Source organism: Paenimyroides baculatum, assembly GCF_008629655.1.
Lineage (GTDB): Bacteria > Bacteroidota > Bacteroidia > Flavobacteriales > Flavobacteriaceae > Flavobacterium > Flavobacterium baculatum.
In genome coordinates this window covers 1-24,531 of sequence record NZ_VWSG01000011.1, presented here as the reverse complement: position 1 = coordinate 24,531, position 24,531 = coordinate 1, and the positions used below count along the sequence as shown (strand labels likewise).

The window sequence follows — 24,531 nt, the reverse complement described above, 5'->3', positions numbered from 1 at the left end:
TTTTTATTTATTGAGATTCTTTATTTTTCTATTCACCTTTGAAATATTCCGTTTTCGGGAATTGTAGTCATCAATAATGGTACTTAAAATTTCGATATTGGTTATTCTTCCCATAAATATTTGACTGATATAGTCGGGCGAGATAGGTGTTCCTTTAGAATTCAGCACACCTTTTTCTTTTAGCCGATTTGCTAAAGAAGTACAGTATCCGCGACCTAGCAGTACTTTCATCTCATTCAGCTTATTTTGATTTATCATAGAAAACTACTATTTAGTTATTATTCCCGTTTTTGTATCTTTATATTGTATTATACACGTATTAATAAGTATTAACACGTATGCAATATTAGTACAAAAAAGGGAATAAACAAACAAAACGGGAAAATATATTCCTTTTTTCGGGAATTTAACAATTTGATTTATGGATACAATAGGAAAAAGATTACAATTCTTTTTAGACGCACAAAAAATAAAAACACCTGATTTCCTAATGAAAACGGGCATTTCAAAGACTACTATATATAGATTGTTGAATGAAGAATCGGGAATAAACAGCACTAATATTGCACGCATTATTGAACATTATCCAATGTTAAATATTACATGGCTTATAACCGGAAACGGAACTTATAAAAATGAAGTAAGTACAAATAACGGATTTAATGAAGACGCGGAATCGTATTTAACCAAAAATGATGCAGATTTAAAAACGAAAGTCCGCACCATTTTAAACAATGAAGTTGTGTTGGATGCCTTCATTGAAATACTGAAAAGATATGATAAGTAGGGTAGTATTGAGTATAGCCGAAGAAGACAGCGAAATGATTAAGAAATTGATTGAAGTGCTGAAAACTTCCCAATCACTACCCAATAAAAAATAAATATCAACAAAACCAAACCCTAACAAACGTTTAGTGAATCCTGTCGAGGATACATATTGATACAAAAGCAATCTTTTTAGGTTGCTTTTTTTATTTGTAATTAATTGCAAAGTAGGCCTATTTTTGTAGGATGATCGTTTTACATTTTAAAAAAAGCCTGTGTTTACTGAAGTTATCAAATATCAATCACTAAAAATATTAACTATTTAAAATCATTATAAATAATTTTAACTTAACATATTTATGTTAATCGATTATTCATTACCTAAAAAATGAAATATTCACAATAATTATTTTACTATTTTTATTTAGATTTATTACAAATAAATTTGTTCCCAACATTTTAATCTATCTAAAAATGAAGAATTTTTATTCTAAATTGATGATGGGATTCCTTCTTCTCTCCACATCAACAATAAACGCTCAAACAACAAATTATTGCGCCCCAACATGGTCTGGATGGGCAGTAAACGAACCTACAGAACCAATTACATCAGTACAATTTGGTACAGGAACGGGATCTATCAATAATACTACTAGTGCGACTGTTTCTGCGAGTACTCCACGTTATGAAGATTTTTCTACAACTTCAATGAACGTTCAACGCGGACAAACCTATGATTTAAAAGTTAAGGGAAATACCGACGGTAATAATACAAATTACATTACAATTTACTTTGACTGGAACGGCGATGGTGTCTTTTCTAATGCTACTCCAGCAAATGCTGCTGCACAACAAGTGTTAATAAACCAACCAGAGAAACATCAACATACAACGGCAATTATTAACAGTACTGGTACAGATAATATAGAAATGGTTCATTCGGTTACTATTCCTACCGATGCAGTTCTTGGATCAATTAGAATGCGTGTTGTGAAAAACTACAATGCCCCTTCTCCAACTCCATGTGCAAATCCTTTTATTTTTGGACAAGTAGAAGATTATACGCTTAATATTACCAATGGATCATGTCCTGCGGTAAGCAGTTTTTCAGAAAACTTTGATGCATCTACACTAACTTGTTGTAATATGGGCGTGGTACCACAATGTTGGCACAGCATTAGTACAGCAACGGGTGCAAATCAGATCATTTCTAACACAACTCCTGCATCAGGCACAAACAACATCTATCAATTTGGTTATGGTACCAACTTACAGTCTATCGTTGTGATGCCCGAAGTGAATAATATCAATGCCGGAACTCATCAATTCAGATTTAAACTACGTGCAAATTCCGGATCAGGAAATTTAGATTTCGGTTATATTACCGATATTACCAATGCTTCTACATTCGTGATTATACAAACTATTAACGTAACCAATAGTTCTTATAACGACCCAATTGCCGAAAGAACCCTTACCGTACCTACAACAGTTCCATCTACCGCACGACTTGCAATTCGCAACCCAGGAACGTCATTTGCAGGTTTTTATTGGGATGATGCAAATTGGGAGCCGATACCACAAACTGTTTGTGCTGATCCGGGACCAAATGTAGGAGATACAGGCTGTGTTACTTTTACGTATGATGGTGTTTCTAAAACGCATAAAACTGTTCGTGGAGCAGATGAAAACATTTGGTTGCAACAAAACTTGGGAAGCACACAAGTTGCTACTACCATGACAGACGCTAACAGTTACGGTGATGTTTATCAATGGGGACGTTGGAATGACGGTCATGAAAAAAGAACATCTACAACTACAACAGTTCCAACTACAAACAATCCTTCAGGCTTAACAACTACAAGTAACTCTTTCATTATCGGATCATCAACAGATTGGTGGGATGGCGGAAGTATAACAGATACTTGGTCTGCAGTTTCGTCTTCAAATACTTCAGCAACTGAAGGGTGTGATCCATGTAAGGCAATAGGAGCTGGTTGGGTTATGCCTACCGAAACTGATTGGACAGGAATTAAAACGGCTGAAAGCATCAGCAACCCAGCAACGGCATTTGCTAGTAATTTAAAATTACCTGCATCGGGTTACAGAAGTTCATCAACAGGAAATTATACTTTTGTTGATCAAAGAGGTTATTATTGGAGTTCAACAACCTCTACTTTAGGTGGTAAATATTTTTATGTAGGATCTACAATTGCAAATCCTTCAGCAGGTGCAATGCGCGGTCAAGGTCATGCAGTTCGTTGCATCTATAAAACAGCGGTGAGTGTTAATACAGTTGCGGTAACTACTCAAAACAATGTTGCCGCTACAATTACGGCAGCAAATGGTACTTTACAACTTCAGGCTGCCATAACACCTACCACAGCAAACCAAGCGGTAACATGGTCAGTACAATCAGGAAGTACTTCTGCAAGTGTTGACAACACAGGCCTTGTTACCGGATTAACCAACGGAACGGCTATTATTCGTGCAACTTCAGTAGCAGATACAACCAAATTTGGAGAATTAACGGTTACTGTAAATATTCCTACAGCAAATCCATGTACAGCAGTACAGACCTTTTTAGAAACTTTTGATACGTTTACAGCATTCCCAGAAAATTGTTGGACAGCAAACTATCCTAACTATCCAACTGTTGATTTAAATGGAACTACAAATAAAGCAATACAACTTTATAGTGGTAATCAGCCAAACGATGTTATTTTGGTTTCACCAGAAGTTTCTACAATCGATGGTCAACATCAATTAGTTTTCGATATTGTTTCTACAAATGGAGCTGGTACTACCGTTCAAATTGGAACAATGACAGATAATACCGATTTTTCAACTTTTGCTGCTGTTGGACCGCCATTTTCACCTTCAATAGGATCTCATTCAACGCAGGCTATTCCAGCAAATGCAGGACATAAATATGTTGCTATTAGATTTATTCACGGTGGTGGTCATGGAAAAGTTTTAGTAGTTGATAATGTGGAATGGAAACAAATAACTGCAAGTAATGATAAATTTGATGCTGATAAAGTGAGAATCTATCCAAACCCAACGACAGGTATGTTCTTTATTGATACGGATATCGATGTAAAATCAATTGAGATTTACAACACATCTGGTCAAAGAATTTTAAAGACCAATCAAAAGAATATTAATCTTGAAAATGCTTCAAACGGTTTATACATTGTAAACGTTTATGCGACCGATGGTACGCATGCATCTTACAAGATTATCAAAAAGTAATCTTAATACAACACATAATGAAGAAAAGGCTGTCTAATTTAAGACAGCCTTTTCTTTTTAATTATTGTTCAGTAATCAAACCAAAAATCATTACTAATTGGTTGTCTTTATAAAAGTTTAGTGTCTGATCAGCCACATCAAACCTCAACTCTTCATCATTCAGATATTTCATCATGCTTGTTTGAATTTCTGAAGAAGCATCATTTTTACATTTTTTTCTCTTAGTATGCAAATTGGAAATTAAAGCACGCTCATTTTCCGGTTTAAATATGCCGGTAAAATCATTACAACCATTGTTTCCACTCGCCTTCTTTTCAGCAAGATCAAATTGAATATAAGCATCTGGAAAATCATCTACCCAATCATTTAATTTTATAAGTTTCCACTTTTTACCATCAATAAATGTCCAGATACTTTTTTCTACAGACTTTTCTTTTTCACTAAAGTAACTTAAAAAATTTCCTATATAAACTCCTTCATCAATAAAAGTAAATTCTTTTAAAGGAGCTGCTTCAGTAGCAAAAAAGGATTTTTTATCAGAGTAATCTTTAGCATGCCCTATAGTATAATACCCATTAAATGTAGGAATTGAATAACCCGCATCATTTCCTTCGAATCCGTAAAAAGAACCATATTCTAAAGTTTTACCATCAACCGATAAAGAATACGTATAGATATCTTGAGCTCCATTGCTTTTAAACTGATATGCGTTTTGGGTGGCTAATAAAATATTATTTACTCTTTTTTGATCTACAGTTGTACTAATAAACAATTTATCGCCGCTTAAAGATTTCTGCAAATAACCACCCATTGGTAAATAAGTGGTCCAAAGTCTGCTACCTTCGCCAGAAAACTTTGAGAGTGTTTGATTTTCCGATGAAGCATAGGGCTTATCCAAAAACACATTATTTGTAGCGTGATTATTTAAAAAGAAACTATTATATCCTGTTATAAAATAAACATCATCATTTATAACCGTCATGTTACTATGATTCTTCACAGTACTGCTTACAGAAAATGGTATATGTGACTTCTCATTACCAAAATAGGTACTCCATAATCTTACTCCATCAAAACCAAACTTCGAGAGAAAAACACTAGAAGTATTATTTATAGTAGCTGAAGTTTTTTCTAAAAAACTTCCTGATGTTCCAAAATAACTACTCGCATTGTTATTTGCCAAATGCATACCGTAAACGTATAATCCTTTATCGCCTGCAATTATTGCATTTATTTTAGATTGATCTTTTGCATAAAAAGTACTCCATACGTGTTTACCGGATTGATCTAATTTAGTTATCACATCCTGATGGCTTATAATAGTATTTGGATCTCCTGTTTCTTGAAAATAAGATGGCGAAACCACATCTGTCTTACTTCTTCTATTTAGAACATAAATATTGTTATCTTTATCAACAGCTGTACTAATTGTGTTCTGCGGAATATCATAAAAATAAGTAAACCATTTTATAGTGCCATCCAAAGTAATTTTAGCCACAAAACTACTAATAGAATAATTTGTTTGAAGTATTTTTTGGATATAAGCACCTGAAGTAGATAAGTTTGGGTTTAATGTTTTACCTGAAATAATAAGATCATTATTGTAATCAAATTTTAAACTTTCAATTGAAAAAGGATCCGACTCTTCATTTTTATAAATTGATTTAGAAATAGCGTTTAATTGTTGATATTCTACAACCTTTCTTCCATCAACAGCCACTACATAAAGATTACCGGTATTAGGATTTACTTCGGTTATATAAGGTGTACTTAAAATCTTTTTTATTGGCGAAAAAGGTCTTTCTTGTTTTGTATATATAGGTAACATACTGCCCCATACTTGCTGGTATAATTGGCAATTACCACTCATAAAAATAAACAGCGTTATGAATAATATGATTTTTTTCAACATATTCAAATATAATTAATACCACTTAAAAAAACACAAAATCCCCGTAAAAGAATTTACGAGGATTTCTAATTTAAAACACAACCAAAACTATTTAGCTTGTTTGTCTATTTCTTGTTGAATGATGTTCCAATCGTAATAATGAAAAACCATGCCGTTGCTCATTGCTACTAACATTCCGTTGGTGAACGATCCGCCGAAATTAAAATTAACAACATCTGCCCCATCACATTCTATTGTTGAAAACGGAATTTTAGCAATCATTTTATGATCGTTTGCATTGTCATTTTCTCCTTCGCGTTTGTAAACAACAAAGTTGTTTGCCTGCTGGTCTGAAATCAAGATGTAACCTTGTTTATCATTGGTTTTATAAAGAGCGATACCTTCGTGATCGCGCTTAAAATCTTTCTGTCCAAAGAATGCCAATTCTTCATTTCCTTTTGCAGGATCTGCATAATACTTTCTTATTCCTTGGGTTTCATCGGCATAATAAATATATCCCAACTCATTATCAACCATAATGGCTTCAATCTCCTTTTTTCCAGAATAGTTTCCGAATTTACGCACCAAATTTGCAGTAACAGTTCCTTTGCTATCAGTTAATTCGTACTGATACAAATACTCGCCTGAAACTCCTTCCTTTCTACCGACAATTGCATAAATTTTTCCATTTGAAGGATTGGTGTACAATGCAATTCCCATTGGATCTTTTTGTTCAGAATCTGCAAAAACAGCAATTCCACCATTATCAATAGGTTTTAAATCGGGCAACGAAAATATGCGAATCTGATCTTTTTTACGTTCGGTAACTACTGCGATATCAACCTTTTTTCCGTTTGATGGTAATCCGTATGCGATGTCCACGTTATTCGGGCGATCCATAGGATACACTTTATTTACAATTTTTCCTTGTAAATCGTATGCATACAAACCGCCAGTCGCTGCTTCTTTATCGGTTCCGATAATTAATGACTGTGTTGGATTGGCTTTATTGATCCAGATAGCAGGATCGTCGGTATCATGCGGAGTTGCCTGTGTAACAACCGTTGGTTTCAGTGCATTTTTTGCTACCGGAGCCAGTTTTGAAGAATTACAAGATGTTACTAAAGCGGTTACCGCTAAAAGATATAGTACTTTTTTCATTTTTTAATTTCGGTTTGATAAATTACTTTGAAATCTTTTTCGTTTGATTGAATTACGTAAGCTTTCAAAATGTTGTTGGTTAGGGTGAATGCCATGAAACCCGGAACAGCTTCTGCAAAAAGGGAACCTTCGATTTTTCCACTTTCGCGCAATTCACTGCCTGCACCAGATAAAAACTGCATTACTTTTTTGTTGCTTTTTTTAATGATCTGCAAATCGTGCTCGTGTCCGCAAATGTAAGCGTCAACCTTATACTTCTCTAAAATTGGTTCAAAAATCAATTGTGTATCTTTGGTTTCCTGATCGTTTTTGCGTTTTCCACCTGTGTAAAGCGGATGATGCCCCACAACGATTTTCCATACAATTTTAGGATCGTTATTCGCCAGTTTGGTTTCAATCCACTTTAATTGTTCATTCGTATCCTGATCGTTTATTCCTAAATATTTCTCGGGATTTGCTTTATATTTTGTAACAAACGGATTGGTATCAATAACCAAAAGTTGCAGGTATTTGCCTTTATCAATTTCTATTAATCGTTCAAAATAACGATCAGGCATTTCCCATCTTCTCGAAATCTTACTGTAATCAATCTGTGCCTGAACACTTCCTTCGTAATCATGATTTCCCAAAGCTACAAACCAAGGTTCGTGCAATAAATGGTGTGTATAGATGTTTTCGAACGATGAAAACCACTGATAATCCTGTGTACTTTGAACTCCCGTAGGGTAAAAATTATCGCCAACAGAAATGGTAAAATTCATATCTAAAATTTCGGCAATTGTTCCCATATCTCGGGCAACTTCTTTTTGTGTGAAAGCGCCGTGACGACCAAAATCGCCGATAGCCAAAAACGAAATTCCGCCTTTCGGTGCCTGAATTTCAGAATGTTGATGAACCGTTTTATTAAGCGTATGATCAGGACGCTCCTGACCATACGAATAAAAACTAATGACTAATAAAAATAATATGTAGAATGGATGTCTATTCTTCATTAAAAATCATATTTAACTCCCAATGTAAATCGAGATTGATAATATTCCATTTGTTTCATGCGGTTGCTTTGACCTTGATAATAACGCAACGGTTGGTTGGTTAAGTTGTTTGCTTCAAGGAACACGCGCCAGTTTGGAGTAAATTTGTAAGAAGCATTGAAATCTAAAAAGAATTGCTTGTCGTAATAGCTGTCTTCAAACTCGTTTCCACCGATTTCATCTAAATAAGCCGATGTGAAGTTAGCCGATAAACGTGCAGAGAATTTGTTGTTTTCCCAAGCCAATGATCCGTTAAGCATGTGTGGTGCGGTACGCGGTAAACCTAAACCTGTACGTGCAGTTCCGTCTTCGTTTGTAATTCCTTTCGCTTCAGATTTTGTGAAGGTATAGTTGGCATACAAACCAAAGTTTTTAAAGAATTTCCCTGGTAAGAAATCTAACTGACGTTGAAAAGCAACTTCGAAACCGTAAACACTTACTTTATCGCCGTTTCTTGCTTGTGTAAAATCCCAGTTTTCGCCTGCAGGAATAGGGTTTGATACATTAGGGAACTGTGCAGCAAAATCGCTTTGTGTAAAAATAGTATTGTTATAAGTATAGATGAAGTTATCTAAATTTTTGTAGAACGCACCGGCAGACACGATACCAATATTTTCAAAGTAATTTTCTGCCATTACGTCGAAATTGGTCGCATACGTTGCCTTTAAATTCGGGTTACCAGCAGCAATTTCTGTATCGGCAGGAATTACGTTTACGTAAGGTGCCAAATTATAGTAATTAGGACGTGCAATACTTGTTGTTACTGCCGCACGTAATATGAAATTATCGGTAACCTTATGTTTTAACGTAACGCTTGGAAGTACGTTTAAGTAATCGTTTTCGTTTTTGATCTCGCCTACCAAATCTTCCTCGTCCATAACATAGTTTCCGGTATATTCAATAGCGGTATGTTCTAAACGAATACCTGCAATTAACGATGTTTTCTCGTTAAAATCTTGATCCCAACGTAAATATCCTGCGGTGATACGCTCTTTTGCCTTGTAGTTTGATGAAAGGAATTCCGAAGGCTGTAAAGATGATTCGAACAGGTTAGGATTTCCTAAATCTAACGATCCCAACAAAGCACGGTCAGGGAAAAATCCTGGTGCATACTGCGATCCCGGATTAAATCCATCGCCACTCCAGTTTACATTTGGCGTTTCAGCCAAGCTTCCCCATGGCGTCAAAGGTTCGTATTCGTAGAAAATATTGTCACGTTTTTTATCTTTCAAACGTAAACGCGCACCAAAACGCAAACGTCCTTTTTGATCTTGAATAATTGACATTGGTACACGGAAGTTTAATTTCGCGCCGATTTCTTCTTCCTGCGTGTAATCATGATTTTCGGTGATGGATCTTAATTCGAAATTATTAGGATCTTCGCCACCAACAGCATATACCAACGGGTTGTTTCCATCGCCGATATTTTGTCCCATTACCACATCTTGCTGACGGAAATCGATGTATCTTTCATTTGGTCGATCCTCACTTGCTTTAGAGTAAGAAACCGCCCAATCCATATCTAATTTTGGCGATAATAAATGTTCTCCACGTAACGAGACATTCATTACACGTTGATCTTCTAAACGCGTATTTTTGTTTCTGTTGTTATCAATTCCACCTTTTGTTTCTCTGCGGATTTCACCGATATAGGTTCCGTCTTCTTGTAATTCCAAATCTCTGTAACGCGTTCTGTAACGGTTTTCGCGGTCATCACGCCAGTTGTACATTGCAGTGAAATCGATTCTATTGTTTTCGTTAAAAACATAATCTGCACTTAACGATGCACTTCTACGAACACGCTGAACATCGTACTTACGAATATCCATTTCAGTTAAATACGCATTGCCGTTATCGTCTTTATCCCAAACAGCTTCAACGTTATCAGATCCGAAGTTTTGTGACTGCCACGTTCCCGAAGCAATAATTCCTAATTTATTGTCGGCAAAACGATTTCCATAAACAAAAGCTCCGTTGTACAAACCTTTATCGCGAATTGGCGCATAACCACCCGATAATGTTGCAGAAATACGCTCGCGGTTTGGCACGGCACGGGTTACAAGATTTACAGATCCACCAATTGCATCGGCATCCATATCCGGAGTTAAGGTTTTATTTACTTCGATAGATGAAATCATATCCGACGGAATTAAATCCATCTGAACATTTCGATTATCTCCTTCGGCAGACGGAATACGGTCGCCATTCAACGTTACCGAGTTTAATTCTGGCGATAATCCACGAACGATAATGTTACGTGCTTCACCCTGATCATTCTGCATGGTGATTCCCGGCACACGTTTTAACGCATCACCTACGTTGGCATCTGGGAAACGCCCAACCTGATCAGACGAAATAATGTTGGTAATATTGGCATTGTTACGTTGCTGATTTAACGCTTTTGCCTGTCCACGAAGAAAATCACCCATAATTACAAGCTCCTCTAATTCTTCGGATCCTGTAAAAAGTTGAAAGTTTGCGGTTGTTGTTACATTTGTTGTAACTACTACTTCTTGTGCTGCAGTTACGTAACCAATATATTCTACATATACGGTGTAAGTACCTTCTGGAAGGCTTAAAAATTCGTAACCTCCGTTTTGATCTGATACGGTGTAGCGGTTAGAGTTTTCGATTTTAATTGTTGCTCCGGGTAAAGAAAACTGGTTGTCTCCATCGGTAATTTTTCCGGCAATTACCCCATTTTGAGCAAATGTCAATGCACTTACTAAAGATGCGGCTAAAATGTAAAAATTTTTCATTTTTATAGTTTTGGCTTCAAAAAATTATTTGCACAAAACTACCTATCAAACAAAATTAGAACGTTAGCTGTAGATTATTGAACCGTTAAGTAAAACTATAATCATATGAATGAATTGTTAAGGAATGTGTAAAAAGCAACGTTGCTTTAATATGATACACCGCATTATTTCTGACTTTCTTCAATATTTAAAAGCAATCGATATTCTTCAAAACGATGTTCCCTAATCGGTTTTATAAAAGGTTCGGTACTAAAATAAAGCACCAAGCACGGGCTTATGTTATTATATTTCTCAACAAATTCAAAATTTGTTAATTCGCCATTTTTTATTCGTTGCTTTATTTTATTGTGATACGGATACATGATTTAAATTTACACTTGCGTTATTTAAAGGTACAATTATAATTTTTGTTTTTGCAAATAACGGGATCCACTTAACGTGTTGTTACCGTTAAATATAACGCCAACATACTAAAAAATGTATTTAAATCGTTATCTTTACGCCATCACTTTACTTATCCTTTACTTATAAAAGTTTATTGCAGAAAGTGGTATTTTAAATGACAAGTAAAATAATTGGGGTGGGAAATTACATCCCTTCGCAAACCATTACTAATTTATTTTTTGATAAACATCATTTTTTAGATGAAAGTGGGCATATACTACAACAAGATAATGCTACAATAGCCGATAAACTAAAAGAGATTACGGGTATTGAAGAAAGACGTTATGCGCAAAACGATCAGGTTACTTCGGATCTTGGATTTATTGCTGCACAGCGTGCAATTGAAAATTCGGGAATTGATCCAGAAACTTTAGACTATATCATATTTGCACATAATTTTGGCGATGTTCGTTTTGGAACGATCCAATCTGATATGGTGCCGAGTTTAGCGTCGCGTGTAAAGCATCTTTTAAAAATAAAGAACAATTTCTGCGTGGGCTACGATGTACTTTTTGGTTGCCCCGGTTGGATTGAAGCAATGATACAAGCAAATGCTTTTCTTAAAGCCGGTATAGCAAAACGCTGTTTGGTGATAGGTGCCGAAACGCTTTCGCGGGTTTCTGATATTCACGACAGAGACAGTATGATTTATGCCGATGGTGCCGGCGCTGCGATTGTAGAGATCAGTACCGACGATTCCGGTTTAAAATCGCACCTTTCTGCTTCGTTTACCATGAAAGAGAAAGATTATCTGAATTTTGGAAAATCGTACAACAATCAAAGCTGCCCTGATACAAAGTTTATTAAAATGAACGGCAGAAAAATCTATGAATTTGCCCTGTTGAATGTTCCAAATGCCATGAAAAAGTGTTTTGACGACAGCGGATATACCATAGATCAATTAAAAAAGATCATTATTCACCAGGCAAACGAAAAAATGGACGAGGCTATCGTGAACCGTTTTTATCAGCTTTACAGTACTTCTGTACCTGAAAATATAATGCCAATGGTAATTCACAAACTTGGCAACAGCAGCGTGGCTACCATTCCGTCTTTGCTTACCATGATTTTAAATAACGAATTACCCGACCACCAAATTAATAAGGGCGATGTTGTTTTATTTGCATCGGTAGGTGCCGGTATGAATATTAATGCGTTTGTGTATAAGTTCTAAACCTAAATTGTAAAATAAAACCATAAAAAATGGGGTATATAATTGCTTATATACCCCGTTTAAATTTTAACAAAACAGTTTGTTATTATTTTCTTTTAACGTTTACTGCCATTAAACCTTTTTGTCCGCGTTCGATATCGAATACTACTTCGTCGTTCTCACGTACATTTTCTAGTAAACCTGAATTGTGTACAAAAACGTCTTCGTTACCGTTTGCTTGTGAAATAAAACCAAAACCTTTAGTTTCATTGAAAAATTTTACTGTGCCTTCTTGCATCTCTTTTTTATTTAAATTAATTATTCTGTTACTTTTTAATATCTATTGCTCTGTATCCTTTCGGAGTCATTTCTTTTTTATAGCTCACTTTGTTATGCTTTTCAACCGTTTGAGTTGTTTGCCCAACATGGAAAAATACATTTTCACCCGTTTTGTCTTCGGTAATAAATCCGTATCCTTTTTCGCTTAAATAGGTAACAATCCCTGTAAAATCTGCATTAGGATCTACTGCCGATTCTTGAGCTCTTTTTGCTTTTGCCAAATCTGCATCTCTGTTTTGAAGATGCGGCGGAACTTCTGTAAAATGACCGTTTACATCAACATAAACAATCATGTCGTCCAGAGTTTTGCCTTTGTTATTATTGTCCTTACGGTCTTCTCTGCGTAATTGTTTATCTTGTAATTTTTTAGTTTTTTTCTTATTATTTTCTTTTTTAGAAAAAGAATCTGCCATAGTTTATCTTTTAATTGTTGATTTTTATATTTTGCTTAACCACAGGCATATTAAAGCCTATTAGTTTTTGAATGTTTTTAAGGTCTTTTTTCTCTTCGGTATCACAAAAAGAAATCGCAACCCCTTCATAACCTGCGCGTCCGGTTCTACCAATTCTGTGAACGTACGTTTCGGGTACGTTTGGCAATTCGTAATTAACCACATGCGGCAGTTCGTCAATATCGATACCTCTTGCAGCAATATCGGTAGCAATTAAAACGCGGATTTTTGAATTCTTAAAATCTTCCAACGCTTTTTGTCTGGCGTTTTGCGATTTGTTTCCGTGTATTGCAGCTGCGTGAATACCAGATTTTATCAGCTTTTTAGCCAATTTGTCTGCTCCGTGTTTTGTTCGTGCAAAAACCAGTGAACGGTGTATTGTTTGATCTTCTAAAATGTGAATCAGCAAATCTAACTTCTCTGCTTTTTCAACATAATAAACCGATTGCTTTACGGTTTCTGCTGTTGAAGATACCGGTGTAACGTTTATTTCTTTAGGATTATTAAGGATTGATTGAGCAAACTTGCGGATTTCCTGCGGCATGGTAGCCGAAAAAAACAGGGTTTGTCTTTTTGCAGGAACTTTTGTAAGAATCTTTTTTACATCGTTCACAAAACCCATATCCAACATACGGTCGGCTTCATCAAGCACCAATATTTCAATCTGCGATAGTTTAATACAACCTTGACCGATAAGATCTAAAAGTCTTCCCGGAGTTGCAATTAATATATCTACACCTCTGTCTAAAGCAGCAATTTGTTTTCCTTGCGGTACGCCACCAAAAATTGCCAGATGCTTTAAATTTAAAAACGTTCCGTAGGTTTTAAAGTTTTCGCTGATCTGTATAGCCAACTCTCTTGTAGGCGTTAATATCAATGTACGAATACCTTTTTTTTCTGCCGGATTTTTATCTAACAATTGTAATACCGGTATAGCAAACGATGCCGTTTTTCCTGTTCCTGTTTGGGCACAGCCAATTACATCGTTTCCGTTAAGTATATGTGGTATGGTTTGGTACTGTATTTCGGTTGCCTTGGTGTATCCCGCTTGGGTTACAGCCTTCATGATAGGCGGTATAATATTTAAATCTGTAAAATTCATAGTTTCTCACCGGAATACCGGCATTTTTCATATCTCAACAATTATATACAAAAGATACAATTGGCGGGATACTTTTTAAAAAGCTTGGACGTGTTATTGTCAAATTTCTTTTTAAATTATTACTCTTTGTTGTTCTGCTTTATTTACAACGCATTAAAACGATTTAACGTTTAGTATTTTGGTTGATTTTATTCAAACGAAAACAAAATAGATCTCAGCGTGTTAATTGCTGTTATTTACCGATAAGTAAAAAGATGATGCTATAATTGCTTTTTCATTAATCTGAAAATGATCAGATGTGCCAACTAAATGTTCATAAAATTAAAATGTGGCAACTGAAAAAAGCAAAACTGAGAGAGAAAAAATGGATGTTTTAGACTGTTTCAGAAGAGGCAAATACAAAAGCCTGTCAATAAATTCTTTACAAAGATATATAAAAAATTCCAATAAATGGGTATTCTTCTTAAAATATAGCAATTACGCTTTAAATAAGGATGCTTCCACAACTTTTTTGCGTTGCTAAATATCCTTGATAATGATAATCTACCTTTACTTTATAGCCAAAAGCAGACTGCGCTTTGTTGTTAATTAAAATTCCGTTGGAATCAAAAAAACTGTTTTTCCCCGCTTTGTTGATAAATTCTATAAAAATATTAGTATCTAAACTAAATTTCACTAATTGTAACTTATTAAAAAAAGCTTCGCAATTAATACCTATCTCTTTCAAATGTAAAATGGCATCACTGCAACTATCTACCTTTGTAACCTGCAACATATAATCTAACTTCATGGTATGTAATTTTTGTGAAGGTACAACATTTCTACGCAAAACCCGAAGTAAAATATAAAAAGCGGGCTTTTACACCCGCTTAATTTTGGATAACCGCACTTATTTTCTTTAAGTTAAAACCTAATTTGTATTAATAAGAATACCTGCTACATTGTAAAGGCTGCGGTTTATTCTCAAGTATATACAAGCAAATTTTATGCCAATGGAATATGTTTTTATTGTTAAAAATCTATACTTTTTAATTCATTATTATTTTTTGAATAAATATTTTACAAGAAAGCAATTGAACGTAATTTATTAATCTACATTAAGGTTTTTAAAAACAATATGTTCTACATTTGTAACTTCATAAGTGTTTTTTTTGGTTAATAAAAGAGGTTGCTAGCGCTTGCTGCAACCTCTTTTTTCTTTTAAAAAACTTGCTAAACTAAAACGACACATTTTTAACTTTATTGCGTTTTATAAATTGATAATTTTGTAAAATGTATGCTTTAGTAGATAGTAATAATTTTTATGTAAGTTGCGAACGAATTTTCAACCCAACCTTACGCCACCAACCAATTGTTGTTTTAAGTAATAACGACGGGTGTGTTATTTCGCGATCTAACGAAGCAAAAAAACTGGGCATTCCTATGGCTGCGGCTGCGTTTGAATACAAAATCAAGTTTAAAGAATTAGGCATTCACGTATTTTCATCGAATTACGCTTTGTATGGCGATATGAGTAGCCGGGTGTATCGTATCCTTAAAAATTACACGCCCGAAGTTGAAGTATATTCTATCGACGAGTGTTTTCTGCATTTCAATAATTTTTCTACACAGCCACTTGATGAATGCGGCAAACAAATACGTCGGGAGATTCTACAAAAAACACTTCTTCCAACCTGTATAGGCATCGCTCCAACCAAGGCATTAGCAAAAGCGGCAAATCATATCGCAAAGAAATTTCCCCAGTTAGAAGGCGTTTATTTGATCGATACTGACGAGAAACGCTTAAAAGCACTGCAATGGTTAAACATTGAAGATGTTTGGGGAATTGGCAGACGCATGTCTAAAAAACTAAAAAACAAAGGTGTTCACAAAGCCATACAGTTCACGGAACTTCCCGATGAATATGTAAGAAGGCAGTTTTCGGTAGTAGGACTTCGATTAAAGAAAGAATTAGAAGGGATTTCGGTTTTAGAGCTGGAAGAATTACAATCGAAAAAACATATTGCCACCACCCGATCTTTTGACACTACTTACACCGATAAGGAATATCTTGCTGAACGCATTACCACTTTTGCCGTAACTTGTGCTGCCAAACTTCGCAAGCAGAAGTCAACATGCCAGCTGGTAACCGTTTTTGTTTACACCAACCGGTTTAACGAGCAACAGGAACAGTATTCAAGATCGGTCAATGTGAGTATTCCCTACCCGACGAATTCTGATATTGAAATCGCCAAATACGCCAAAAAAGGTTTGGACATTATTTTTAAAGCCGGTTTCCATTACAAAAAAGCCGGTGTTATTGTAGGAGGAATTGCTCCGGAAAATGAAAAACAGTTTAATTTGTTCGAAGAAGAACCCTTTAAACATCGTGAAATAATGCAGACGATAGATAAACTGAACTCTAAATACGGAACACAGAAATTAAAACTGGGTTCGCAGGCATTAGATAAAACTTGGAAAATGCGTCAGGATCATTTAAGTGCGAACTACACCACAAAATGGAACGATATTTTAGAAGTACAATGATACAGTTTATAAAATTTGACAGCGAATTAGAATATTTACCCATTAATACCAATGGCAAAAAGCATTACGTTCAATTACATGAAGGTGTGAATGCGGGATTCCCTTCGCCTGCAGAAGATTTTTTGAACGACCGCATAAGTCTAGACGAGCTGTATCTTTCTAAAATAGAATCTACTTTTATAAACCGAGTAAAAGGCTTGTCGATGTATCCGGATTATCTGGAAAACGATATTTTGATTTTACGATCAGATTACGAACCTCAACACGGCGATGATGTAGTGGTATCAATCAATTCATCTGAATATACTTTAAAACGATACGATAAAATAAATTCTAAACTGGTAGCACTAAACCCGGAATATGCCAATTCTGTACAAATCAATGAAAATGACGAAGTAGTTATTTTAGGAGTTGTAGATGCTTTGGTGAGAGATATTAAAAAACGGAGGTAACTTTATCTAATTCTATTTTGAAAAGTATATCCTAAAAAGGCAAATTTTTATTAAGCTCCGCATTTCTAGCATTTATTTTAAAACTACCTAGCGAAGATTGGCGTTAAGGTATCATGGAATTATATTCCGAATTATCACTTACTATTCTCGGTTTGAGCAGATTTAACCTATCTTTTTTTTAGCCTATTAGATTCCTATTTTACGAATAACTATTTGCATCCCTTTTCTGGATAATTTCAATAGCTTCTAACATTTTAAAGAAATTAACCATTGATATACTGCAACTGTAGTCTTTACCAAAATCTGTTTCGCTCATAGCAGACATGACCAAATCAAAAATTGATTTACATACGCGATCGAGACTAAAGGAATAAAAAACGGTTTCGAAAACCAAATAGGGATTCTTAAATTCTTCTTCATTTAAATATTCCAGTTCCATCAGTTCCTGACGTGTAACGTCGCTTACCATGAGATTCATTTTTTTAAATTCTGATGGATTCAGATAGATTTTGTAAGCCGCTTTGAACAAAGACTGCAGCACAACCGTATCATACAGTACATCGGAAACACTTTCTCTACCGTACATTGTATGACTTAAAGTATAGCAGCAGTAATAACGCAACTGTTTCCGGTAATACGAAACACTGGCAAGATGCTTAAGCAGCCGGATTAACTGATAAGGACATTCGACATCATCTTGTGTCCAATAATGTGAGTCTAAAGAAAATTTATGCGTCTTCATAATCGTTTTCCCTTTTATAGATTAGCCAGCAAGCATCCAACAACCGATGGATATTAATAAAAGAAATACTTATATCGTCTGACGGGTTGTCTACAGATTTTGATAATGCATGTTCTACGATATCAAACAAATCAAATTCTATTTGTTCAAAAGACTGCTTCTTAAAAACATTCTTGAATGTTACGAGAGGATCTGCATACTCTTCGGATGTGAGATTGCCTATAAACAAATTATATTCATTGGAGTCAGATGCACATGTCGTTTTCTTACGCAGTTTTTTCTTAGGGTTAGCGTATAAACTATAACTCACCCGAATAATTGACCGCAGGATATTAAATGTGAGTAAAGAAGTAGAGGAACTTTCATTCTTTCGTATTTTTCCATTAAAGGAATACTTCATCATCTCGTTTAACTCTGTTTTCAATTCCGCGGGATGAATGTACCGAAAAACAGCTTTTAACAATTCGGACGGTTTTTTGATTACCTGTATGTTCCAGATATGGGCATCGAAGGAAATTTTTACCTTTTTCATAATTTTATTTATTTAAAAGTTGATTATTCTGTATTTCGCTGTACAGCTTTTCACAAAGGCACAATGCCTTTGCAAAGACCTGTTGCGTACAAGGCAGTGGTGCTGTTTCGGGTTGCGGGAAAAATTCTACCGGTGTGTTCACCAGGTTCAATACTTCGGTTATATCTTCACCGGCAATACATTTTTGGCAGACATCGGGTACAAACGACTGAAACAAGTGCATAAGATACCTGCAGCTGTACATGGAAGGTACGTAGTGCATGTGCTGGTATAAGAGCGCAAGCACCAAATGCTGAAAAATGTTCTTAAGAAGCAATATGTGTCCGTGCCTGTACACCAGATCCCGCTGCTGAAACGCTACAAACAGCGGTTCAATATAATTTAAGCGCTGCTGCCAATAGGTCTGGAGTTGCGTTGTATTTTCAAACAGTTGTAAGGTATCATTGCACACAAGGCTGTTTTTAAGATACACCCTGCTTTCGGGCACCATATATTTAACGATAAACCCTTGTAACTGTTTCTGATGTTTTTGCAGCCAATGGGTTGAATGTATCAAACAGCACAGCTGAACCCTGCCTTTAAAATGGCTTGAAACATTCCGAACAACGGCATCGTGCTGTTGAATGTTCAACTTATCACTCAGCAACAGCAGATTGAAACTGTAGCGATTATTATTGTTGTTTTTAGTTTTTCCCAATACATACACCGCATCCAGCTTGTAATGGGTGGTTAAGAACGAAACCAGCTGCTGCGTAATCAATTTATCTTCTTGTGGTTCTGAAATAACCTGATCGAGATAATTATGGTGAAAAGCATTTAATTCTGCCACACCGTTGTTCAAACAGCGCAGTACTTTATTTATCTTTTTTTGAAAACCATGCTGCTGCGATTCGCCAATTACATATTCGGCAGGATCTTGAAAAGGCATTGCCTTTATTTTTAAAATGCTATTCAGGGTTTTAGCGAAATGCGGGTAGTATTTTTCTATAAACAGTTGGAATTGTGAGGCAGTAAAATTTTGATGTACCGATTTAGGAAGTAAAACGTTCATTAGCAGTTTCCAAATAATAAGCAAAAACTTCGTTTAGCGCTACATTTGCTGCCTGATACATTTTGCGGTTCATCAAAGGTTTTACAAAACTGTTTACGGCATCGTCTGCTTTTTGGCTTACTGTAGCTGAATGGTTCACAAAAAACTGTTTTGACTTGTTTTTATCTGTACCATAAAAATTTTGAAACACACCATTCCAACGTTTGGGATTATCGGCAAATACTACAAAGCACGGTTGCAGGTACAATTGCAGAAAACTAAAATGAAAGTGCGAAAAATACGGTGCCACGGTATGGTAGTTTACGCTTATCAAAGTATCATGCTGTGCTAAGGCATCCAACATACTAATGTGGCTGTGCAAAACTGCAAGGGTATCGCCGTTAGTATCTTTAGCAACTACCAATGTCAACATTTTCAGTTTGCTGTTTGTAACAAGAGTATAAAAAATGAGCTGTACCTGTGAAAGCCGTTTGCATTCGCTGATGAAGATGTTTAAAGAATCGGGAATTTCTGCGGGGATTGTATATTGGTCTTGACTTTTCATATTAAGATTTTTAAAGTTGAATAAGTCAAAGTTGCGCAACCGTTTGTATGTAGCGCACCATAAAGTTATGTATCTTACCACGACGATGTAGTAAAATACCGACAGGCGGTTTTCTTCGTTTTTAACCTACCCCTTAAACTAAATCTCTTTCTTTTGCCGCACAAAAAAACAAAACGTATAGGCTCCACTACTCTTATATTCTCATAAATAGCTTATTCAATTGAGAAGCGTCATTTTGACTAACATAGCACATCGGGAAGTTTGTTTTCTTCTTTTGAAAGATCAAAAGAAACAAAAATCTATTTTTGGTCTTGCCTATCCTTAAAACGGTCAACTTTATTTTTCTAAAAGGAAATCAAATATTATTCATTATCGCTTATTTAATGATATGGTATTCATGAATCTGCGATTTCGCTCCCGCTGGTCGTATTTGATTCTTTCCTTTTATTCAAAATGTTGACACTCGTTTTACGGATAATGGCGCTTTTATTCTCCTAACTAGTCAGCTCAGTTTTTTTTTGAAAATCCTAATGACTCTGTAATTAGTTACCACAGAATCTGAGCGCATTATATAGCCATGTTAACTGCAGCATAGTTTTTTTGTTATCAAAAAAATCAGTATATTTGAATTTATCAAAAAACGGAGGCCTTATGGAAACGACTCAAAAAAAGCATTTAGGACGCAACATTTGCCGCATACGCGAAATGAAGGGAATGAAACAGGAAACGCTTGCCGAACTGCTAGGCATCAGCCAGCAGAAGATGTCGGTAATAGAGAATACAGAAGAATTAGACGATGCCAAGCTAAACGAAATTGCCAACGCATTAGAAGTACCTGCAAACGCCATTAAAGAATATTCGGATGAAAAGATGTTAAACGTTATCACTAACAATACTTTTAACAGTAATGATTCATCAACATTGAATGCAATAAATGTGATGCCGACCTTCAATCCTTTAGACAAACTGGTAGAAGCGTACGATGAAAACAAGAAATTATATGAACGTCTTTTACAGGCGGAAAAAGAGAAAACCACCTATTTGGAGCAACTTTTGAAAAAGTAGATTTCAAGCATAAAATATACTATTATACAGAATGTAGAAAATTCGGCTATTTTGAAGAAAGATAGCCGAATTTTCTATTTATACACATTTTTACCGAAAATGTATTTCATGCACTATCCATGCTTTATCCATACAGTATCTACTTAGTATCCCCACTGTTGGTAAACCGAAAAATTTTCGGTGACCCGTCCTAAAATAACTATACATATTTTTAATTAAATCCTGTTATAGCTATACACCAATTGATCTTAATCCTAAACTTACTATACAAGGGAGTTTTGATAATTAAAACTTCTATTATAGTTTTTCCATCTTTTCTTTAATTTTTCTGACTGTAAATGCGCAGCATTTGGAGTTAAATAATCACAGCTTGCATGTGGTCTCAATTCATTATAAGATTTAATACTATTACTAATTTTAATCTTTGTCTGATCAAAACCTAATGTGCTTTCATACAGGTTAAATTCCATTTTTATTATTCCATTAACCCTTTCTGCCATTGCATTTTCATAGGGATCACCTTTTTCTGTCATACTTATAGCTATGTTATTAGAGAGCAATAAATCTACATATTTATGTGAGCAATATTGCGATCCTCTATCAGAATGATGAATTATGGATTCATGATAAAGCCTGTTATTTACTGCCATAGTAAGTGCTTCAATACAACCATCGGCTGATAAATCCTCACGGAAGCAATATCCCATTATTTTTCTTGAATAAGCATCTGTTATTAAACTAAGATAACCCCATTGATTGCCTAGTCGTATATATGTTATATCACTTACCCAAACCTGCTCAGGCCTTGTTACGACTAAGTTCTTTACTAAATTACTATATTTCCTCATCCAATGTCTGGAGTCTGTTGTTACAACATTTCTTCTTCTTTGCCTAATTAGTAATTTATGTTCCGATGACCCGTCCTAAAATAACTACACCTTTTTTTAATTAAATTATGTCTTAAAAGGAACGTTTCTAAATAGAATGGAGCTAGTAAAAATCACCAACATTATTCCTAGTTTTGTGGTAAACTAATAACCTATACAACTATGTCAACAACAAAACTTACCATTAACGACAACGGGTCGGTAAAAATTGAAGGAGATTTCGAAATTGTAGATAAAAACGGAAACGCTTACGGATTGCAAGGCAGAACAGTACTATCAATCTGTAGATGCGGTTTGTCTAAAAACAAGCCTTTTTGCGACGGTGCACATAAAGGACATTTTGAGCACAATGCCGTTGCTTTTGACCTTCCGCCTAAAAAAGTGTAACTAAACACAAAGCCTTACAGAAATGTAAGGCTTTTTTTATTGTGACCCTCTTTCCCGATAACGATCGGAACAGGCACTAGACACTCACTCAAGTCCCGAGTTCCTCTATTCATGAGGATTTAAATATTATAGAGAAATATTTGTAACCGATTTTTGAGCCTTTTACAAAATATAGATCATTTTAAAGTAAGGTTGTCAACTTTTTTTTGCAAGATTTATACTAGTGCTAATTTATTTCTAAACAATCCAAAGGCGTTAGTTATTTCACTAAATCTTCTGCTTTTGAAACTAAAATTTCTACTCTTTTTTCAAGAAATGGCTGATATTCTAAATCTAAACTATTTTCGTGACAAAGTGAAGAATTCATTATTAAATTGATATCGGATGTTGGTAATAAAGATTTGTAAACTTTTGGATCTTTATCTTTAATTTTTTGATTATCAGCATTATTCAAAAAGCAAAAATTCGCTAAGCAATTGATTGTTTTTTTATCTACTCCTTGTCTTTCCAAGAATTTTTTAGGAAATATATGATGAAATTCGTTTCTATTAACTGTTTTTAAAACCTCTCCTAAACGAACATTCGCTCCTGATATAAAAGACTTAGGAGAAGAATTTGCTAACATTAATACGAACGTTTTTGTATTAACAGTACCCATTGTAAAATTGCTTTCCAAGAAAAATTTTGGATCAATATTACAATCGAAAATTGCAATCTCTTTATTTTCATCTACTGATAAATCTTTTAGATTTCGAATATCCGTTTTGTGTTTATCTTGAATCCCAGAATTGTATCTTCTTGAAAAATTTGACTTCCAAAACCATTTGATAATTTGTTTTCTTTGCTTATCAGAATATGTCTGACCACTAACTCTATCTGTAGCAAAAAATGCCGAAAGTGAAACTATCATCGATGGGTAAGGCATCCAATCTAAAGAGTGTACCTTAAGTTGATCCTTAAGAAATTCAATTGCTCCAATTATGCCACTTTTAATTTTTGAAAAGTTTTGCCGAACTTCTTCTCCTGTCAATGATATAATTGTCTTTGGTGAAGTATCACCTTTTATTATTCCACTACAACATTTTAGAAGTAAGTCTTTATCCTGAGATATATTTCCAAAACCGAACGGTTTTAATTCATCTGATAACTCATTAAACTCCTCTTGTAAGTCAAAATCAGCGCTCCAACTCCAAGCTGTCAATAGTTGATATGTATTTAGTGGAGTTCCAGCCCTGTTTATTCTTTCAAATACTATTGCAATACTCTCTTTACTATCTGTTTCAAATTCTTGAGTAGGTAATGAATATTCTTGAAACATTTGTTGAACTCTTAAAATTTCATCTCTTTTAGTATCATCAAGTTTAGAAGCCTCAGCAAAAAATTTGCTTGCATCAAATATCACTGACATTGGAAAATGTCTTCCTTCAATTATTTCACTATTTTGTAATGCTAAAAATTTACTTTCTTGAATGTCATCACTTGCTTCAAAATCGTAAAACACATCTAACCATTCATAATTATTATTTGGGCTTAATTCTGTCTGAAAAACACTAAATAGTGAAGTTATTCGTTGTTGTCCGTCCAAAACATAATAAACAGGATGCTCTTTACGAGGGTCAGGTATAGTAAAATTACCTAAATCTTTTTCTGATTCTAATCTTGAACTAGTTTTCCAAAGAAAGACTGTTCCAATTGGGAAATTTTTATAAATACTATCTAATAAAAAACTAATTTGATCTGGAGTCCAAACAAAATCCCTTTGAAAAGCAGGAATTCTAATTTCACCACTTAATACTCTATCTATAATTTTTCTAATCGATAAATTTTCTGCCATAGTGTATTTTAAATAATTATGTATAACTCATAAATATGTAAATCGTCAGCAAAAAGTAGACATTTTATAAAAGAAACTAAAGGAGTGTTTTCATAAAAAAATGTAACTTTAATTATGGCAACACCAAAAAAGAAATCAGCAGAGAATTTTGTAAAGGAC

21 protein-coding genes and 1 pseudogene are annotated in these 24,531 nt (G+C 34.8%); 7 read left to right on the top strand and 15 right to left on the bottom strand.

Annotation, left to right across the window (positions count from 1 at the left end; translation table 11 throughout):
• Positions 1–3: 3 nt before the first annotated feature.
• Positions 4–231: a hypothetical protein gene (locus tag F0460_RS13115; protein WP_150013965.1), complete on the bottom strand. Its 228-nt coding sequence runs from the start codon at positions 229–231 to the stop codon at positions 4–6.
• Positions 232–421: 190 nt separating this feature from the next.
• On the opposite strand from F0460_RS13115, the gene F0460_RS13110 reads away from it, so the two are divergent.
• Together F0460_RS13110 and F0460_RS13105 are read left to right on the top strand one after the other, a co-directional pair.
• Positions 422–787, top strand: coding sequence for a helix-turn-helix domain-containing protein (locus F0460_RS13110; RefSeq protein WP_150013962.1), 366 nt, complete (start codon positions 422–424; stop codon positions 785–787).
• A 452-nt stretch (positions 788–1,239) separates the two neighbouring features.
• Positions 1,240–4,020, top strand: coding sequence for a GEVED domain-containing protein (locus F0460_RS13105; RefSeq protein ID WP_150013959.1), 2,781 nt, complete (start codon positions 1,240–1,242; stop codon positions 4,018–4,020).
• Positions 4,021–4,081: 61 nt separating this feature from the next.
• On the opposite strand, the gene F0460_RS13100 is transcribed toward F0460_RS13105, so the two are convergent.
• The 4 genes from F0460_RS13100 to F0460_RS13085 all read right to left on the bottom strand — a co-directional run bounded on the left by F0460_RS13100 (position 4,082) and on the right by F0460_RS13085 (position 10,862).
• Positions 4,082–5,932 carry an META domain-containing protein gene (locus tag F0460_RS13100; protein ID WP_150013956.1) on the bottom strand — a complete coding sequence of 617 codons (1,851 nt, stop codon included), beginning with the start codon at positions 5,930–5,932 and terminating at the stop codon, positions 4,082–4,084.
• Between the two features lie 87 nt (positions 5,933–6,019).
• The gene (locus F0460_RS13095; RefSeq protein ID WP_150013953.1) at positions 6,020–7,072 is read right to left on the bottom strand and encodes a phytase; all 1,053 of its coding nucleotides are present in this window, start codon (positions 7,070–7,072) and stop codon (positions 6,020–6,022) included.
• Positions 7,069–8,064, bottom strand: coding sequence for a metallophosphoesterase (locus F0460_RS13090; RefSeq protein WP_150013950.1), 996 nt, complete (start codon positions 8,062–8,064; stop codon positions 7,069–7,071). The genes F0460_RS13095 and F0460_RS13090 overlap by 4 nt, the downstream gene beginning before the upstream one ends.
• Complete coding sequence (locus F0460_RS13085) at positions 8,064–10,862, bottom strand: TonB-dependent receptor (protein ID WP_150013947.1); 2,799 nt, start codon at positions 10,860–10,862, stop codon at positions 8,064–8,066. Before F0460_RS13085 ends, F0460_RS13090 begins: the two co-directional genes overlap by 1 nt.
• A gap of 559 nt (positions 10,863–11,421) precedes the next feature.
• Between F0460_RS13085 and F0460_RS13075 the strand changes: the two genes are divergently transcribed.
• On the top strand, positions 11,422–12,480 hold the full coding sequence (locus tag F0460_RS13075; protein ID WP_150013941.1) for a 3-oxoacyl-ACP synthase III family protein: 1,059 nt from the start codon (positions 11,422–11,424) through the stop codon (positions 12,478–12,480).
• Positions 12,481–12,565: 85 nt separating this feature from the next.
• Here F0460_RS13075 and F0460_RS13070 read toward each other — a convergent pair whose 3' ends face one another.
• From F0460_RS13070 to F0460_RS13055, 4 genes are all read right to left on the bottom strand, one after another.
• Positions 12,566–12,757 (bottom strand): cold-shock protein, encoded by a 192-nt coding sequence (locus tag F0460_RS13070; protein ID WP_150013938.1) that lies wholly within the window; start codon positions 12,755–12,757, stop codon positions 12,566–12,568.
• Between the two features lie 28 nt (positions 12,758–12,785).
• A complete protein-coding gene (locus tag F0460_RS13065) occupies positions 12,786–13,211 on the bottom strand; it encodes a cold shock domain-containing protein (protein WP_150013935.1) in 426 nt (141 codons plus the stop codon).
• Positions 13,212–13,221: 10 nt separating this feature from the next.
• Positions 13,222–14,352: a DEAD/DEAH box helicase gene (locus F0460_RS13060; protein ID WP_150013932.1), complete on the bottom strand. Its 1,131-nt coding sequence runs from the start codon at positions 14,350–14,352 to the stop codon at positions 13,222–13,224.
• 484 nt (positions 14,353–14,836) lie between these two features.
• The gene (locus F0460_RS13055; protein WP_150013929.1) at positions 14,837–15,142 is read right to left on the bottom strand and encodes a hypothetical protein; all 306 of its coding nucleotides are present in this window, start codon (positions 15,140–15,142) and stop codon (positions 14,837–14,839) included.
• A 482-nt stretch (positions 15,143–15,624) separates the two neighbouring features.
• On the opposite strand from F0460_RS13055, the gene F0460_RS13050 reads away from it, so the two are divergent.
• Together F0460_RS13050 and F0460_RS13045 are read left to right on the top strand one after the other, a co-directional pair.
• The gene (locus tag F0460_RS13050) at positions 15,625–16,878 is read left to right on the top strand and encodes a Y-family DNA polymerase (protein ID WP_150013926.1); all 1,254 of its coding nucleotides are present in this window, start codon (positions 15,625–15,627) and stop codon (positions 16,876–16,878) included.
• On the top strand, positions 16,851–17,330 hold the full coding sequence (locus tag F0460_RS13045; protein WP_223810818.1) for a LexA family protein: 480 nt from the start codon (positions 16,851–16,853) through the stop codon (positions 17,328–17,330). The genes F0460_RS13050 and F0460_RS13045 overlap by 28 nt, the downstream gene beginning before the upstream one ends.
• A 199-nt stretch (positions 17,331–17,529) precedes the next feature.
• On the opposite strand, the gene F0460_RS13040 is transcribed toward F0460_RS13045, so the two are convergent.
• The 4 genes from F0460_RS13040 to F0460_RS13025 are packed head-to-tail and all read right to left on the bottom strand — an operon-like array spanning position 17,530 to position 20,199.
• Positions 17,530–18,072 carry a hypothetical protein gene (locus F0460_RS13040; protein ID WP_150013923.1) on the bottom strand — a complete coding sequence of 181 codons (543 nt, stop codon included), beginning with the start codon at positions 18,070–18,072 and terminating at the stop codon, positions 17,530–17,532.
• Positions 18,059–18,604 carry a hypothetical protein gene (locus F0460_RS13035; protein ID WP_150013920.1) on the bottom strand — a complete coding sequence of 182 codons (546 nt, stop codon included), beginning with the start codon at positions 18,602–18,604 and terminating at the stop codon, positions 18,059–18,061. Before F0460_RS13035 ends, F0460_RS13040 begins: the two co-directional genes overlap by 14 nt.
• A 4-nt stretch (positions 18,605–18,608) precedes the next feature.
• Positions 18,609–19,655, bottom strand: a complete 1,047-nt coding sequence (locus F0460_RS13030) for a hypothetical protein (RefSeq protein ID WP_150013917.1) — start codon at positions 19,653–19,655, stop codon at positions 18,609–18,611.
• The gene (locus F0460_RS13025) at positions 19,636–20,199 is read right to left on the bottom strand and encodes a hypothetical protein (RefSeq protein ID WP_150013914.1); all 564 of its coding nucleotides are present in this window, start codon (positions 20,197–20,199) and stop codon (positions 19,636–19,638) included. Before F0460_RS13025 ends, F0460_RS13030 begins: the two co-directional genes overlap by 20 nt.
• Before the next feature lie 651 nt (positions 20,200–20,850).
• Between F0460_RS13025 and F0460_RS13020 the strand changes: the two genes are divergently transcribed.
• Complete coding sequence (locus tag F0460_RS13020; protein ID WP_150013911.1) at positions 20,851–21,264, top strand: helix-turn-helix domain-containing protein; 414 nt, start codon at positions 20,851–20,853, stop codon at positions 21,262–21,264.
• A gap of 263 nt (positions 21,265–21,527) precedes the next feature.
• On the opposite strand, the pseudogene F0460_RS13015 reads toward F0460_RS13020, so the two are convergent.
• A pseudogene (locus F0460_RS13015) lies at positions 21,528–22,163 on the bottom strand (IS3 family transposase); the annotation flags it as partial.
• Between the two features lie 150 nt (positions 22,164–22,313).
• On the opposite strand from F0460_RS13015, the gene F0460_RS13010 reads away from it, so the two are divergent.
• A complete protein-coding gene (locus F0460_RS13010; protein ID WP_091523308.1) occupies positions 22,314–22,538 on the top strand; it encodes a CDGSH iron-sulfur domain-containing protein in 225 nt (74 codons plus the stop codon).
• Between the two features lie 259 nt (positions 22,539–22,797).
• Here the strand turns inward: F0460_RS13010 and F0460_RS13005 are convergent, their stop codons facing one another.
• The gene (locus F0460_RS13005) at positions 22,798–24,372 is read right to left on the bottom strand and encodes a DUF262 domain-containing protein (RefSeq protein ID WP_150013905.1); all 1,575 of its coding nucleotides are present in this window, start codon (positions 24,370–24,372) and stop codon (positions 22,798–22,800) included.
• Positions 24,373–24,531 lie beyond the last annotated feature (159 nt).

Excerpts from the sequence above, each read along its gene's own strand:
- F0460_RS13115 (WP_150013965.1), bottom strand. The coding sequence starts at position 231 with ATGAAAGTACTGCTAGGTCGCGGATACTGTACTTCTTTAGCAAATCGG.
- F0460_RS13110 (WP_150013962.1), top strand. The coding sequence starts at position 422 with ATGGATACAATAGGAAAAAGATTACAATTCTTTTTAGACGCACAAAAA.
- F0460_RS13105 (WP_150013959.1), top strand. The coding sequence starts at position 1,240 with ATGAAGAATTTTTATTCTAAATTGATGATGGGATTCCTTCTTCTCTCC.
- F0460_RS13100 (WP_150013956.1), bottom strand. The coding sequence starts at position 5,932 with ATGTTGAAAAAAATCATATTATTCATAACGCTGTTTATTTTTATGAGT.
- F0460_RS13095 (WP_150013953.1), bottom strand. The coding sequence starts at position 7,072 with ATGAAAAAAGTACTATATCTTTTAGCGGTAACCGCTTTAGTAACATCT.
- F0460_RS13090 (WP_150013950.1), bottom strand. The coding sequence starts at position 8,064 with ATGAAGAATAGACATCCATTCTACATATTATTTTTATTAGTCATTAGT.
- F0460_RS13085 (WP_150013947.1), bottom strand. The coding sequence starts at position 10,862 with ATGAAAAATTTTTACATTTTAGCCGCATCTTTAGTAAGTGCATTGACA.
- F0460_RS13075 (WP_150013941.1), top strand. The coding sequence starts at position 11,422 with ATGACAAGTAAAATAATTGGGGTGGGAAATTACATCCCTTCGCAAACC.
- F0460_RS13070 (WP_150013938.1), bottom strand. The coding sequence starts at position 12,757 with ATGCAAGAAGGCACAGTAAAATTTTTCAATGAAACTAAAGGTTTTGGT.
- F0460_RS13065 (WP_150013935.1), bottom strand. The coding sequence starts at position 13,211 with ATGGCAGATTCTTTTTCTAAAAAAGAAAATAATAAGAAAAAAACTAAA.
- F0460_RS13060 (WP_150013932.1), bottom strand. The coding sequence starts at position 14,352 with ATGAATTTTACAGATTTAAATATTATACCGCCTATCATGAAGGCTGTA.
- F0460_RS13055 (WP_150013929.1), bottom strand. The coding sequence starts at position 15,142 with ATGAAGTTAGATTATATGTTGCAGGTTACAAAGGTAGATAGTTGCAGT.
- F0460_RS13050 (WP_150013926.1), top strand. The coding sequence starts at position 15,625 with ATGTATGCTTTAGTAGATAGTAATAATTTTTATGTAAGTTGCGAACGA.
- F0460_RS13045 (WP_223810818.1), top strand. The coding sequence starts at position 16,851 with ATGGAACGATATTTTAGAAGTACAATGATACAGTTTATAAAATTTGAC.
- F0460_RS13040 (WP_150013923.1), bottom strand. The coding sequence starts at position 18,072 with ATGAAGACGCATAAATTTTCTTTAGACTCACATTATTGGACACAAGAT.
- F0460_RS13035 (WP_150013920.1), bottom strand. The coding sequence starts at position 18,604 with ATGAAAAAGGTAAAAATTTCCTTCGATGCCCATATCTGGAACATACAG.
- F0460_RS13030 (WP_150013917.1), bottom strand. The coding sequence starts at position 19,655 with ATGAACGTTTTACTTCCTAAATCGGTACATCAAAATTTTACTGCCTCA.
- F0460_RS13025 (WP_150013914.1), bottom strand. The coding sequence starts at position 20,199 with ATGAAAAGTCAAGACCAATATACAATCCCCGCAGAAATTCCCGATTCT.
- F0460_RS13020 (WP_150013911.1), top strand. The coding sequence starts at position 20,851 with ATGGAAACGACTCAAAAAAAGCATTTAGGACGCAACATTTGCCGCATA.
- F0460_RS13010 (WP_091523308.1), top strand. The coding sequence starts at position 22,314 with ATGTCAACAACAAAACTTACCATTAACGACAACGGGTCGGTAAAAATT.
- F0460_RS13005 (WP_150013905.1), bottom strand. The coding sequence starts at position 24,372 with ATGGCAGAAAATTTATCGATTAGAAAAATTATAGATAGAGTATTAAGT.